Source organism: Enterobacter sp. Crenshaw (assembly GCF_024734705.1).
Lineage (GTDB): Bacteria > Pseudomonadota > Gammaproteobacteria > Enterobacterales > Enterobacteriaceae > Enterobacter > Enterobacter asburiae_B.
This window is the reverse complement of the sequence record NZ_CP102932.1, coordinates 1,075,641-1,089,332: the sequence shown is the minus strand read 5'-3', so window position 1 is coordinate 1,089,332 and position 13,692 is coordinate 1,075,641. Positions and strand designations below refer to the sequence as shown.

13 protein-coding genes are annotated in these 13,692 nt (G+C 58.7%); 7 read left to right on the top strand and 6 right to left on the bottom strand.

The window, feature by feature from the left end:
• Nucleotides 1-20: 20 nt before the first annotated feature.
• The 3 genes from NWV12_RS05065 to ybbA all read right to left on the bottom strand — a co-directional run bounded on the left by NWV12_RS05065 (nucleotide 21) and on the right by ybbA (nucleotide 4,447).
• On the bottom strand, nucleotides 21-1,166 hold the full coding sequence (locus NWV12_RS05065; RefSeq protein ID WP_048978917.1) for a porin: 1,146 nt from the start codon (nucleotides 1,164-1,166) through the stop codon (nucleotides 21-23).
• Between the two features lie 183 nt (nucleotides 1,167-1,349).
• Nucleotides 1,350-3,764: a putative ABC transporter permease subunit YbbP gene (gene ybbP, locus NWV12_RS05060; protein WP_048978918.1), complete on the bottom strand. Its 2,415-nt coding sequence runs from the start codon at nucleotides 3,762-3,764 to the stop codon at nucleotides 1,350-1,352.
• A complete protein-coding gene (gene ybbA / locus NWV12_RS05055) occupies nucleotides 3,761-4,447 on the bottom strand; it encodes a putative ABC transporter ATP-binding protein YbbA (RefSeq protein ID WP_048978965.1) in 687 nt (228 codons plus the stop codon). Before ybbA ends, ybbP begins: the two co-directional genes overlap by 4 nt.
• Between ybbA and tesA the strand changes: the two genes are divergently transcribed.
• Genes tesA through NWV12_RS05040 form a run of 3 tightly spaced genes read left to right on the top strand, consistent with a single transcriptional unit; the run spans nucleotide 4,418 to nucleotide 6,753 of the window.
• A complete protein-coding gene (gene tesA / locus NWV12_RS05050) occupies nucleotides 4,418-5,041 on the top strand; it encodes a multifunctional acyl-CoA thioesterase I/protease I/lysophospholipase L1 (protein ID WP_032661743.1) in 624 nt (207 codons plus the stop codon). The genes ybbA and tesA overlap by 30 nt on opposite strands.
• A gap of 28 nt (nucleotides 5,042-5,069) precedes the next feature.
• On the top strand, nucleotides 5,070-5,840 hold the full coding sequence (locus NWV12_RS05045) for an SDR family oxidoreductase (RefSeq protein WP_014882827.1): 771 nt from the start codon (nucleotides 5,070-5,072) through the stop codon (nucleotides 5,838-5,840).
• A 58-nt stretch (nucleotides 5,841-5,898) separates the two neighbouring features.
• Nucleotides 5,899-6,753 carry a co-chaperone YbbN gene (locus NWV12_RS05040; protein WP_023310624.1) on the top strand — a complete coding sequence of 285 codons (855 nt, stop codon included), beginning with the start codon at nucleotides 5,899-5,901 and terminating at the stop codon, nucleotides 6,751-6,753.
• A gap of 49 nt (nucleotides 6,754-6,802) precedes the next feature.
• Here the strand turns inward: NWV12_RS05040 and fetB are convergent, their stop codons facing one another.
• On the bottom strand, nucleotides 6,803-7,543 hold the full coding sequence (gene fetB / locus NWV12_RS05035; protein ID WP_198922155.1) for an iron efflux ABC transporter permease subunit FetB: 741 nt from the start codon (nucleotides 7,541-7,543) through the stop codon (nucleotides 6,803-6,805).
• Between the two features lie 34 nt (nucleotides 7,544-7,577).
• Nucleotides 7,578-8,249, bottom strand: a complete 672-nt coding sequence (gene fetA, locus NWV12_RS05030) for an iron efflux ABC transporter ATP-binding subunit FetA (protein ID WP_048978920.1) — start codon at nucleotides 8,247-8,249, stop codon at nucleotides 7,578-7,580.
• A 143-nt stretch (nucleotides 8,250-8,392) separates the two neighbouring features.
• Between fetA and NWV12_RS05025 the strand changes: the two genes are divergently transcribed.
• From NWV12_RS05025 to NWV12_RS05015, 3 genes are read left to right on the top strand one after another with little or no spacing between them, the layout of a single operon-like run.
• Nucleotides 8,393-9,244: a hypothetical protein gene (locus NWV12_RS05025; RefSeq protein ID WP_048978921.1), complete on the top strand. Its 852-nt coding sequence runs from the start codon at nucleotides 8,393-8,395 to the stop codon at nucleotides 9,242-9,244.
• A gap of 44 nt (nucleotides 9,245-9,288) precedes the next feature.
• On the top strand, nucleotides 9,289-10,203 hold the full coding sequence (locus NWV12_RS05020) for an SPFH domain-containing protein (protein WP_023310620.1): 915 nt from the start codon (nucleotides 9,289-9,291) through the stop codon (nucleotides 10,201-10,203).
• The gene (locus tag NWV12_RS05015; RefSeq protein WP_039263977.1) at nucleotides 10,200-10,652 is read left to right on the top strand and encodes an NfeD family protein; all 453 of its coding nucleotides are present in this window, start codon (nucleotides 10,200-10,202) and stop codon (nucleotides 10,650-10,652) included. Before NWV12_RS05020 ends, NWV12_RS05015 begins: the two co-directional genes overlap by 4 nt.
• Here NWV12_RS05015 and cueR read toward each other — a convergent pair.
• Nucleotides 10,649-11,059: a Cu(I)-responsive transcriptional regulator gene (cueR, locus tag NWV12_RS05010; protein WP_039263976.1), complete on the bottom strand. Its 411-nt coding sequence runs from the start codon at nucleotides 11,057-11,059 to the stop codon at nucleotides 10,649-10,651. The two genes, NWV12_RS05015 and cueR, sit on opposite strands and share 4 nt — an antisense overlap.
• Before the next feature lie 108 nt (nucleotides 11,060-11,167).
• On the opposite strand from cueR, the gene copA reads away from it, so the two are divergent.
• Complete coding sequence (gene copA, locus NWV12_RS05005) at nucleotides 11,168-13,666, top strand: copper-exporting P-type ATPase CopA (RefSeq protein WP_101744447.1); 2,499 nt, start codon at nucleotides 11,168-11,170, stop codon at nucleotides 13,664-13,666.
• Nucleotides 13,667-13,692 lie beyond the last annotated feature (26 nt).

The following is a 13,692-nucleotide window of genomic DNA, read 5'->3' as shown; positions in this document are numbered from 1 at the left end:
GCCGCACCCTACAAGACGACTTAGAAGTCGTAACGCAGACGCACCAGGTTCATGTCGCCCAGGTTGTCGGTGCTGGAGGTGAACACGTGTTCGTAATCCACGCGGAAACCGTAATCCAGCTGGAAGCTGATACCCACGCCGTTGTCGATGCGCTGGTAGTTACGGCCGTTCACGTACTCAATACGGTCACCCATGAAGTAAGGCTGGATGGATTTAACCGCGTACTGGCCGACTGGGAACTTGTAGCCCGCAAAGTATTCAATACCCCATGCATCACCGGCGAAGTAGTCGTTAACCGACACTTTTTTGGTGGTCAGGAAGTTCTGGTACCAGCCGCCGCCTGCGGAGAAGGTCCAGTTGTCCGGGATCCAGCTCAGCGCGGTACCGAGAATGTTCTGGTCGTAGGTTTTGCTGTCGCCGTTGTCCGGGTTACGCATGTCCGCGCGGGTGTAGTTCCACGCGGCGCCCCAGGTCAGATCGGTAGTCAGGTGGTAATCCAGACCCAGCGAGCCGCCGCCTTTACGCTTGTAGCGCAGGCCGTTGCCCGGCAGGTATTCGCTGTCTTCAAACAGGTAAGATGCGTAGATGTCGGCATCGCCCACGGTTTTCTTATATTTCAGCATCTGGCGTGAACGGTAAGATCCGTCGTAATCGCCGTTGATCCCGTTACCTGGCGCCTGACCGATCATGTCGTAGTCCCAGATATCGGTTTTCGCGCCCACCACATCATAGTAAACGCTGTTCTGTTGACCGAAGGTCAGCGTACCCCAGGTGTCGCTCTTCAGACCGGTGTAGAGCATACGACGCGTGGTGTCATGTGCGCCGTCGGCGTAGTGGTGATCCCAGTTAAACTGCGCAGGAATATTGACACCAAGCTCGTAGTAGCTGATCCAGCTGATGTCATCAAACAGGTAGTAATCAGCCGCGAAACGGAAACGGGTGCCGCCGTCAAAGCCGTTACGCTTGTAGCTGTTTTTACCGTCGTCGCCGGTCATGTTCTGGAACTGAGGACGAATACTGCCGCCAACGGTAAAGTTCAGGCGGCTCAGCGGGTTACCCGCCTGAGGATCCTGCTTAAGAACGGTGATTTCCGCCTGAGAAGCGAAGGTAGTCAATGCCACTGCCGCGCCGATCGTTGCCGCCAGCGCTGATTTTTTTATAGTCATTATTTTTCCTTAATAGACACGCTGCTAAATATTTAGCGGGTGAATATTAACTGGAAATAATCGGGCCGTGTGGTCGGGTTTTTAATGTTTTGTGCTACTAAATGAGTGGGTATTATCACTTTGTGCTATTTAAACGCTGCGCACCGGCATTAAAACCCGGCGTGCAACTATCACCGTACTAAATCAACTCGCAAACTGACGGAACAGGGCTTTCCCCTTTAACAGCCGCGTGCCGAGCCAGCCTCCGCAAAGAGAAAGCAGCACCGCGCCGCTGAGAGGCAGGATCAGCCAGAGACGCCAGTCAGGCTCCCACGGGAAGTCGAAAACCTTTGTCTGCAGCACCGCCAGCGCCGTTTCCGCGCCAATGGCCGCTACCAGACCCGCCACCAGCCCCAGCAGCGCAAACTCGCTCCAGAGCGTCATCCGCAGCAGCCGCTTTCCAGCCCCCAGCGTGCGGTAGACCACCAACTCCTGATGGCGCTGGCGCATGCCCACCTGCACCTGGGCCAGCAGCAACAGCACGCCGCAGATCGTCACCAGCACCACCATCACCTCCAGCGCGCGGCTCACCTGCTCCAGCACCTGCCCCACCTGCTTCAGGATCGCCCCAATATCCAGCAGGCTGACCGTCGGAAATTCCCGGTTGAGCTGGGTCAGCATGCCGTTGCCGTTTTCCCAGCGGAAGCTGGTCAGCCAGCTCTGCGGCTGACCGTCCAGCGCGCCCGGCGGGAAGATAAAGAAGAAGTTTGGCCGCAGGCTTTCCCAGTCCACCTTGCGCAGGCTGGTGACTTTCGCCGTGAAATCCTGGGTATCGCCGGTAAAGGTCACGCTGTCCCCGAGCTTCACGTTCAGCCGCGTCGCCAGCCCCTCTTCCATCGACACCTCACCCGCTTTCGGCGGCCAGGTGCCGGCGGTTATCGGGTTGTGGTCAGGGCGTTTCTCCTGCCAGGTCAGGTTCAGCTCGCGGTTCAGCGACTCGTCCTTGTTCCCCTCCGCTGGCTGGCCGTTGATCTGCGTCAGACGCGCGCGAACGATGGGATAGAACGACTCAGGGATAATGTGATGCTCCGCCAGGAAGCCCTTCAGCGGCGTGACCTGCTCAGGGGCGATATTGATCAGGAAATAGTTCGGGCTTTCCGGGGGAAGCTGCTGCTGCCAGCGATCCAGCAGATCGCCGCGCAGCACTAACAGCAGCGCCAGCAGCATAAACGACAGCGAAAACGCCGACAGCTGGCTGAGCGTTGACCACGGCTGATGCAGCAGGCGGTTGACCGCCAGGCGCACGGGCAGGGATTTCACCGTGAGCCGCTTCAGGACGTTGAGCAGTATCCAGCCCAGCACGCCGCACAGCAGCGCCAGCACAACCGCCCCGGCCAGAACCGCCCAAAGCAGCGTGCTGCCTCCCATCAGCCACGCCAGCAGCCCCACCGCCACGGCAATAATCACCGGAAGGTAGAACTTCAGCGGCCAGACGTTCGCCACCACATCGTTGCGAAGCACGCGCAGGGGCTGCGTTGCGAGCAGCAGGCGGTACGGGCGTAGCCCCACCAGCAGCGAAATCACCGTCATTGCGCCCATCGCCCACAGCCACGGCCAGAGGCTGGCCGGCGGCAGGGCGGCCGGAAGCACCGGTTTCAGCATCACCATCAGCAGTTTTTCAAACAGCAGCCCCATTATTCCGCCAGTAATCGCGGAAAGGACCAGCAGCATCAGCCACTGGCCGACAATCAGCTTGCGCAGCTGCGCCCTGCCAGCCCCCAGGGTTTTGAGGATCGCCACCAGGTCGTAGCGGCTGCGGCAGTAGTGCCCCATCGCCACGGCAACCGCCGCAATGGCCAGCAGCAGAGTCAACAGTGCCGAAAGCAGCAGGAACTGCTGAGAACGCTCAAGTGATTTACCGAGCGCCCCTTCGTCCTGCTCCAGCCCGTACCAGCGGTGCTCCGGCTTGAGCTGCGGCAGAAGCCATTTTTCATACGCGTCAAGCTGCGCAGGCGTGCCGCCAAACTTGTAGCGCCAGGTGACGCGGCTGCCCGGCTGAACGGCATGGGTTGCCGCAACATCCGCGGTGTTTATCATCAGGCGCGGCGCGAGCTGGAAGGGGTTAAAGCCGGAATCAGGTTCCTGCACCACTTCCCCGGCAATGTTGAGGGTGGCGTCGCCGACGTCGATGCTATCGCCGGGTTTTAGGTTCAGAAGCGCCATCAGTCGCGATGCCAGAAGCACCGTACCGGGCTTCGGCTTCAGCCCGGGCGGGCTGGTCTGCAATTCGCCGTACATCGGGTAGATATCATCGACGGCCTTCACGCTGGCGAGCTGCGGCGTGTCGCCCGCAAAGGTCATGGTCTGGAAGGTTATCTGCTCCCCCACCTTCAGCCCTTCTTTTCGCGCTTCGTCAATCCAGCCCGACGGCACCGGGCGGGAGCTTTGCAGCGTCCTGTCCCCCGCCATAAACTCCCGGCTCTGCTGGCTGAGCCCTTTTTCCATGCGGTCGCTGACGCTGCCGAGCGCCAGCACGCAGGCCACCGCCAGGCTTAGCGCCAGCCAGACGATAAGCAGCGAGGGCGAGCGCCACTCGCGCCAGAACCAGCGGGTAATCATGCCTCCTCCTGAAGAATACCGTTGACCAGCCGCAGGCGGCGGTCGCAGCGGGCGGCGAGCTGCGGATCGTGGGTGACGAGGATCAGCGTGGTGCCGTGCTCGCGGTTGAGCGAAAACAGCAGGTCGGCAATTTTGTCGCCGGTTTTACGGTCAAGGTTACCGGTGGGCTCATCGGCAAACAGGACTTCGGGACGGCCGCTAAACGCCCGCGCCAGCGCCACGCGCTGCTGCTCACCGCCGGAAAGCTGTGCGGGAAGGTGGTCGAGACGCTTGCCCAGACCGAGCTGCTCCAGCAGCGCCTTCGCGTGCGCCCGGCTTTCACGGCTGTTTTCACCGCGCAACAGCGCCGGGAGTTCGACGTTTTCCAGCGCGTTCAGGGTGGGGATCAGCATGAAGGACTGGAAGACAAAACCAACGTGACGCGCGCGCAGCGCGGCCCGCGCCTCTTCATCAAGCTGATGCAGCGGTTGCCCGACAAGATGGACCTCGCCGCTGCTGCCGTCGTCCAGACCGGCCAAAATCGCCAGCAGCGTGGACTTGCCGGAGCCGGATTCGCCAATCAGCGCGATGGTTTCAGCGCGTTTGACAACGAGTTCAACTCCAGTAAGGATGGAAAGCTCGTGTTCCCCCTGACCGACGGACTTCTTAAGATGATGAACTTCAACACTGTTTTCCGCTGGCATTTGCCCTTCCTGTTTTTGATTCTGATGACCTTCCGCGCGGCGGCAGCGGACACGTTACTGGTTCTCGGCGACAGCCTGAGCGCAGGCTATCGCATGGCGGCCAGCGCGGCCTGGCCTGCTCTGCTCAACGACAAATGGCAGAGCAAGACGTCGGTAATTAACGCCAGCATCAGCGGCGATACCTCGCAGCAGGGCCTGTCGCGCCTGCCTGCACTGCTCAAACAGCATCAGCCGCGCTGGGTGCTGGTGGAGCTTGGCGGTAACGATGGATTGCGCGGTTTTCAGCCTCAGCAAACCGAGCAAACGCTGCGCACCATTTTGCAGGATATCAAAGCGGCAAACGCCCAGCCGCTGCTGATGCAAATTCGCCTGCCCGCCAACTACGGTCGTCGGTATAATGAAGCCTTTAGCGCGATCTACCCTAAGCTTGCCAAAGAGTTTGATATTCCGCTGCTGCCATTTTTCATGGAAGAGGTCTATCTCAAACCCCAGTGGATGCAAGACGACGGGATCCACCCCAATCGCGATGCTCAGCCGTTTATTGCCGACTGGATGGCAACGCGGCTGGCTCCTTTAGTTAAACATGACTCCTGATTAAGCGGAGATCCTGACAGGTAAAGTTATGCAAAAATCGGTCTTAATTACAGGATGTTCCAGTGGAATCGGCCTGGAAAGCGCGCTCGAACTGAAGCGCCAGGGGTTTCGGGTGCTGGCGGCGTGTCGCAAACCCGACGATGTCGAACGCATGAACGGGCTGGGCTTTACCGGCGTGCTGCTGGATATGGACTCGCCGGAGAGCGTTGAACGCGCCGCCGATGAGGTGATCGCGCTGACCGACAATCGTCTCTACGGGCTCTTTAACAATGCCGGCTACGGCGTGTATGGCCCGCTGGATACGCTCTCCCGCGAAACGCTGGAGAAACAGTTTTCGACCAACTTCTTCGGCGTGCATCAGCTCACCATGCGCCTGCTCCCCGCGATGCTGCCGCACGGTGAAGGGCGCATCGTGATGACATCGTCAGTGATGGGGCTGATTTCCACCCCGGGCCGCGGCGCCTACGCCGCCAGCAAATATGCGCTGGAGGCCTGGTCCGACGCCCTGCGCATGGAGCTGCGCCACAGCGGCATCAAGGTCAGCCTGATTGAGCCCGGCCCGATCCGCACCCGCTTTACCGAAAACGTGAACCAGACCCAGGCGGATAAGCCGGTCGAGAACCCCGGCATTGCCGCACGTTTTACCCTCGGGCCAGAGGCGGTGGTGGCCAAAGTGCGCCATGCTTTTGAGAGCGAACATCCTAAAATGCGCTATCCGGTGACGCTGGTCACCCATGCCGTAGGCTGGTTAAAACGCCTGCTGCCGGGCCGGATGATGGACAAAATTTTGCACGGTTGAGTTGAAGCGACGACGCTCATCCCCATGTAAAGAACAAACCGACAAAAGAGAAAGCCGCATGTCCGTACAGAATATCGTCAATATTACAGAAGCTAACCTGCAACAGACCCTTGAACAGTCGATGACCAAACCGGTCCTGTTCTACTTCTGGTCTGAACGCAGCCAACACTGCCTGCAGCTGACGCCGGTGCTGGAAAGCCTTGCCGCCCAGTACAACGGTCAGTTCATTCTCGCTAAGCTGGACTGCGACGCCGAGCCGATGGTGGCGTCTCAGTTTGGTCTGCGCGCCATCCCAACCGTCTATCTGTTCCAGAACGGCCAGCCCGTTGACGGTTTCCAGGGGCCGCAGCCGGAAGAGGCTATCCGCGCCCTGCTGGATAAAGTGCTGCCGCGTGAAGAAGAGCTGAAAGCGCAGGAAGGCATGGCGCTGATGCAGGAAGGTAAATACGACGAGGCGCTGCCGCTGCTCAAAGAGGCGTGGCAGCTGTCGAATCAGAACAGCCAGATTGGCCTGCTGCTGGCGGAAACGCAGATCGCCCTGCACCGTTCAGAAGACGCGGAAGCCGTACTCAAGACGGTTCCGCTGCAGGATCAGGACACCCGCTATCAGGGTCTGGTCGCGCAGATTGAGCTGCTGAAACAGGCCGCGGACACCCCGGAAATTCAGCAGCTGCAGCAGCAGGTTGCCGACAACCCGGCCGATGCCGCGCTGGCAAGCCAGCTGGCGCTGCAGCTGCACCAGGTGGGGCGTAACGAAGAGGCGCTGGAGCTGCTGTTCAGCCACCTGCAAAAAGACCTGGCAGCAGCAGACGGTCAGGCGCGCAAGATGTTCCAGGAAATTCTGGCCGCGCTGGGCACCGGAGACGCGCTGGCGTCGAAGTATCGTCGTCAGCTGTACGCGTTGCTCTACTAACAAAAAAATGCCCGGTGGCGCTAACGCTTACCGGGCCTACAAAACAGGCTTAACCCGTTTTCTTTAATTGCGTTACCACCAGCTGGTGGCGCGTGTTGTAGAACTTCCGATAGGTCAGGTAGCAGGCAATGATGGTTGACAGGCTTGCCGTGGAGAGCAGCATAAACGTCACCATGATCTGATACTTAATCGCTTTGACCGGATCGATACCGGCAAAAATCAGCCCCGACATCATGCCCGGCAGGCTCACCAGCCCCACCGTTTTGGCTGAATCTACCGTTGGGATCAGCGATGAGCGAATGCTCTCACGGATCAGCCGCGCCGAGGCCACTTTAGGCGTCGCTCCCAGGCTTAATTTCTCCTGCAGCTGCTGCTGTTCACTGCTGAAGCGCTGGCCGAGATTGTTATAACAGAGCCCAACGGCCACCATGGCGTTCCCCGCAATCATCCCGGAGATAGGGATAACCTGCATCGGCGTAAAGGCAATCGAGCCGGAGAGCACCAGCACCGCCAGCGTGAGCGCCGTCCCGGTGGTAATGGCGATAAACGACGAGATAAAGGCCTTATCTATGTATTTACTGCGCTTTTTCGCATTCCACGCCGCGTTGAAACAGATAAAGAGCACCATCAGCAGCGTCAGCACCGCGTGGTTGACGTTGAAAATATACTTCAGCACATAGCCGACGATGATGAGCTGAACCACCGCGCGGCAGATACTCCACACAATATCTTTTTCCAGCCCCAGCTTTTCCCGATAGCTGACTACAATCGCAATCAGCACCAGCACCATCGAAAACGCCAGGGATTCATTGGTAATGTTATGCTCACCCACAGTTAGCCTCCTGCATTTTCCCACCGTGCGGCTGAAGCGTAATCACGTCATCCGCATGGGTTATTTCGCTAGCGTCGTGCGTCACCCATAGCACGGCAATATTCTGCTCCCGGGCGTAGCGATGAATAATCTCGTTAACGTTGCGCTTGTTGACGTCATCGAGCGCGCTGGTGATTTCGTCCAGCAAAAGCACCTTCGGTAAAAACTGCAGGTTGCGGATCAGCGAGACGCGCTGCTTTTCTCCGCCTGACAGCGCAGTGATGGATTTGGTTAACGTCTCCTGCGCCAGGCCAAAGCGGGCCAGATCGCTGATAAACTTTTCCGGCTCCGGCGTTTTATTGCGGATTTGCCACGGGAAAATCAGGTTGTCATAAACCGTATCGCCAAACAGCGCGGGGGTTTGCACGCAGTAGGAGACCTGCTGGCGGTAGTTTTCCGGGGACAGGGTTGAGATATCCTGTCCTTCAAACAGAATGGTGCCCTCCGTCGGGCTGAGGAGTGAGGCCACAATTTTCAGCAGCGTGCTTTTACCGCAGCCCGAAGGGCCCGTGATTAATTTAAACTCGCCCGGCGACAGGCTAAACCCGACGTGCTGAAGAATAATGTTTTCTCCAACACGAAATCCAATATCCCTGAGATGTAATAGTTCTTTTTTATCGTTCATTACGCTTCCGTTAACCGCTTCGTGTAATAACCGCCTGTAGCATAATCCTTTCGTGCGCACAGAGCGAATAGCCTCACGCTAAAGCAAGTGTTAAACTTTTTGTTTGTTATTTGTCTCCACCATCACTACAGGAAGTAAGCAGCATGGCACATATCTTTTATGAGTTTCCTTCCCTGAAGCCTGGTGTTCCTGATGTCGAAACATTAATGGAAGTCATCAAATCGTCGGAACTCACGCGTTTTGTCATCGGTGCAGAGGTGGTGGATTTTGTTAAGAAGGCGCTTATCGTGAACACCACGATCGGCAGTTTCAAAAATTGCTATTTCGCCTTCGACAACGGGACACACTTCCTGGAATTTGACGGCAAGGGAAAATCCAAACGTTTCAATGAGGTACCCGACTGGTTCGTCTCTCCGGCTGAATTTTCTCGTACCCAGTGGCTTATCAACCACGATCTTGCGGATGTAAAGGCCACCCAATTCATTGACGTGCTGATGTCCTATCCGCTGAAAGAGCGCCGTGCGCACTGTAATTTGTTATTCGGGCTGGAGCTGGAAAAGGTGAATGCGGTTCCGGCCCCAGCGTCAGCCGCAGGGAAAATCGGCAATAAAAACGGCAAAACGACCAAACCACGCGTGACCGATCTGGGATCGTTTGAATTGTTCAGCCAGTTCTTTGTGCGCATGAAAACCGCCGTGCTGGCCGATGAGTTTCCCACCCTGCAGGTTCTGACGGGCATGGATAACCTGACTAAAGCGCCGCATAATTTAAAGCAGGGTATCAGAACGTGGTTCAAGGCCATCGCGGGCGACCTTCCCCCTAATAACAAGCGCGTTGAAGCGGGGAATGCCGTTCTGTTCTGCGCCCCCATTCGCGAACAGATCCAGCGTATCGAAGCGCTGGGGCTGGAGAAGTACTACCAGGGATTATCCAAAGCCATTGCCGAAGCGGGTGATGGATTCATCTCTGACTTTACCTATACTTACGAGCAATAAACACACACTTTCACTCATCACAGCATGCAAAACAGGAGGTTTTTATGCTTATCGTTGTTCCTGTCCTTATTTTCGTTGCGCTGGTTATTGTGGGCGCAGGCGTCAAAATTGTCCCTCAGGGCTATCAGTGGACCGTCGAGCGTTTCGGTCGATATACCAATACCCTCCAGCCAGGCTTAAGCCTGATTGTTCCGTTCATGGACCGGATTGGTCGCAAGATCAACATGATGGAGCAGGTACTGGACATTCCTTCTCAGGAGATCATCTCCAAGGATAACGCCAACGTCACCATTGACGCCGTCTGCTTTATTCAGGTGATTGATGCGCCGAAAGCGGCCTATGAGGTCAGCAACCTGGAGCTGGCGATCGTCAACCTGACGATGACCAACATCCGTACCGTGCTCGGCTCGATGGAGCTGGACGAAATGCTTTCCCAGCGCGACAGCATCAACACCCGCCTGCTGCACATTGTCGATGAGGCAACGAACCCGTGGGGGATCAAAGTCACCCGTATTGAGATCCGCGACGTGCGTCCGCCGGCGGAGCTGATCGCCTCCATGAACGCCCAGATGAAGGCCGAGCGAACCAAGCGTGCCTACATTCTGGAAGCCGAAGGGGTACGCCAGGCGGAGATCCTCAAAGCGGAAGGGGAAAAACAGTCGCAGATCCTGAAAGCGGAAGGCGATCGTCAGTCCGCATTCTTACAGGCGGAAGCGCGTGAACGTTCAGCCGAGGCGGAAGCCCGCGCCACCCAGATGGTGTCCGAGGCAATCGCCGCCGGTGATATCCAGGCCGTGAACTACTTTGTCGCGCAAAAATATACCGACGCGCTAAAACAGATCGGATCGGCGAACAACAGCAAAGTGGTGATGATGCCGCTGGAGGCCAGCAGCCTGATGGGCTCTATCGCCGGTATTGCCGAACTGATTAAAGACAGCGGAAACGAGCGTAAAAAATGATTGAGCTGATCGCTGCACATCCTCATGCCTTCTGGCTAAGCCTCGGCGGCTTATTGCTGGCGGCGGAGATGCTGGGCGGCAACGGCTACCTGCTCTGGAGCGGTGTTGCCGCCGTCATTACGGGCCTTCTGGTCTGGATCCTTCCCCTGGACTGGGCGTGGCAGGGTGCGCTATTTGCCGTGCTCACGCTGGTGGCCGCGTGGCTGTGGTGGCGCTGGCTAAACCGGCGGGTTACCGAGCAAAAGCCGCTGGACGCGCACCTCAACCAGCGCGGACAGCAGATTGTCGGCAAGCGTTTTACGCTCGACACCGCGCTGGTAAACGGACGCGGGCACATGCGCGTGGGCGACAGCTCGTGGCCGGTAGTCGCCGACGACGACCTCAGCGCCGGCACGCGGGTTGAGGTCATTGCGGTGGAAGGCATTACCCTGCGGGTGAAGGCCTGTTAGACAGAGGCCTTACGATGACAGCAGCCGGCAAGATTATCGATAATCGGGCAGTCGGCGCTGTCATCCCCCGGACAGGATTCCGCGAGCTGCAGCAGCTGTTCGCGCATCGCCTGCAGCTCGATGATGTGGCGTTCGATCTCGGCCACTTTTTCCAGCGTGCGTTTTTTCACGTCGGCGCTGTGACGCTTCGGATCGTTAAACAGGTTCACCAGCTCGCCGCACTCTTCCAGATTAAACCCCACCTGTCTTGCCTGGCGCAGCAGCGTCAGTTCATCCAGATGCAGCTGCGTGTAGCTGCGGTAGCCGTTTTCGCTGCGCAGCGGTGGCGTTACCAGCCCCTTCTCTTCATAAAAGCGGATTGCCTTGCTGGTTAAGCCGGTTTTTTTTGCCACGTCACTGATATTCACAATTCCCCCTTGACCTTCCCCTTGATGGAAGGTTTAACCTTCATAACAGTTAGCGAAAAGCGTTACTCCGGTCAACTACTGACCAGTTCATTATACGGGAGTTTTGTTATGTCTCACACTATCGACCTGACGCTGGACGGCCTCTCCTGCGGCCACTGCGTCAAACGCGTTAAAGAAAGCCTGGAACAGCGCCCTGACGTTGAAAGCGCTGACGTGACTATCGATCATGCCGCCGTCACCGGCAGCGCCAGCGCGGATGCGCTGATTGATACCATCAAGCAGGCCGGTTACGGGGCGGAGTTAAGCCACCCAAAGGCTAAACCGCTGGCAGAGTCATCATCCCCGTCGGAAGCACTGACAGCGGCCACTCCTGAGCTTCCGGCAGCTGATGATATTGACGACAGCCAACAGCTGCTGATCAACGGCATGAGCTGCGCCAGCTGCGTCTCCCGGGTACAAAACGCCTTGCAGGCCGTACCGGGCGTCGCGCAGGCACGGGTAAACCTCGCGGAGCGCACTGCGCTGGTGATGGGCAGCGCCTCCGCCGCAGATTTAGTGCAGGCCGTTGAGAAAGCGGGCTACGGGGCGGAGGCCATCGAAGATGATGCCGAGCGCCGCGAGCGCCAGCAGGAAACGGCTATCGCCACCATGAAGAGCTTCCGCTGGCAGGCGATTGTCGCCCTGCTGGTGGGTATTCCGGTGATGGTGTGGGGCATGATGGGTGACAACATGATGGTCACCGACGACAACCGCACGCTGTGGCTGGTGATTGGTCTGATTACTCTTGCGGTGATGGTGTTTGCAGGCGGGCATTTCTATACCAGCGCCTGGAAGAGCCTGAAAAACCGCACCGCGACGATGGATACGCTGGTGGCGCTCGGAACCGGCGCGGCGTGGCTCTATTCGATGAGCGTGAACGTCTGGCCGCAGTGGTTCCCGATGGAGGCGCGCCATCTCTATTATGAAGCCAGCGCGATGATTATCGGCCTGATTAACCTGGGCCACATGCTGGAAGCCCGCGCCCGCCAGCGCTCCTCGAAAGCGCTGGAAAGGTTGCTTGATTTAACCCCGCCGACGGCGCGCGTGGTCACGGATGAGGGGGAGAAAAGCGTCCCGCTGGCGGAAGTTCAGCCCGGCATGACGCTGCGCCTGACGACGGGCGATCGCGTTCCCGTTGACGGCAAGATAACCCAGGGCGAAGCCTGGCTGGATGAAGCTATGCTGACCGGCGAGCCCATTCCCCAACAGAAATCAGACGGCGACGCCGTTCATGCGGGTACGGTGGTGCAGGACGGCAGCGTGCTGTTTACCGCCAGCGCCGTCGGCAGCCACACGACGCTGTCGCGTATTATCCGCATGGTGCGTCAGGCCCAGAGCAGCAAGCCGGAAATTGGCCAGCTTGCAGACAAAATCTCGGCCATTTTTGTGCCGGTGGTGGTCGGCATTGCCCTGTTGAGCGCAGCTATTTGGTATTTCTTCGGCCCGGCACCGCAGATTGTTTACACCCTGGTGATCGCCACCACGGTGCTGATCATCGCCTGTCCTTGCGCCCTTGGCCTGGCGACGCCGATGTCGATTATCTCCGGCGTAGGCCGCGCGGCCGAATTTGGCGTACTGGTGCGGGATGCGGACGCGCTGCAGCGGGCCAGCACCCTCGACACGCTGGTGTTTGATAAAACCGGCACGCTGACCGAAGGCAAACCGCAGGTGGTGGCCGTCACTACCGCAGGCATTACGGAAGAGGAGGCGCTGCGCCTCGCCGCCGCGCTGGAGCAAGGCTCAAGCCATCCGCTGGCGCGCGCCATTCTCGATAAAGCGAATGCTTCTGCCCTGCCGCAGGTCAGCAATTTCCGCACCCTGCGCGGGCTCGGCGTCAGCGGTGAAGCAGAAGGCCACGCGCTGCTGCTGGGCAACCAGGCATTGCTTAATGAAAACGGTATTGATACCGCCGCGCTGGAAAGCGAGCTGAAGGCGCAGGCGTCCCAGGGCGCCACGCCGGTTCTGCTGGCGGTGGATGGCAAAGCCGCCGCGCTGCTGGCCGTGCGCGATCCGCTTCGCCAGGACAGCGTGGACGCCCTGCAGCGCCTGCACCGCGCCGGCTACCGTCTGGTGATGCTGACCGGGGACAATCCGACAACGGCCAACGCCATCGCGAAAGAAGCCGGAATTGATGAGGTCATTGCAGGCGTACTGCCGGACGGTAAAGCGGACGCCATCAAGAAGCTGCAAAGTCAGGGTCGTCAGGTGGCGATGGTCGGCGACGGCATCAACGATGCCCCGGCGCTGGCCCAGGCGGACGTGGGGATTGCCATGGGGGGCGGGAGCGATGTCGCCATCGAAACCGCTGCGATTACGCTGATGCGCCACAGCCTGATGGGCGTTGCCGACGCGCTGGCCATTTCAAAAGCCACGCTGCGCAACATGAAGCAGAACCTGCTGGGAGCGTTCGTCTATAACACCCTCGGTATCCCAATCGCGGCCGGGATTTTATGGCCGCTGACCGGCACGCTGCTTAACCCGGTGGTCGCGGGCGCGGCGATGGCGCTCTCCTCCATAACCGTGGTGAGCAACGCCAACCGCCTGCTGCGCTTTAAACCGAAGGATTGAACCTTGTACCCGTACGCGCTAGCATG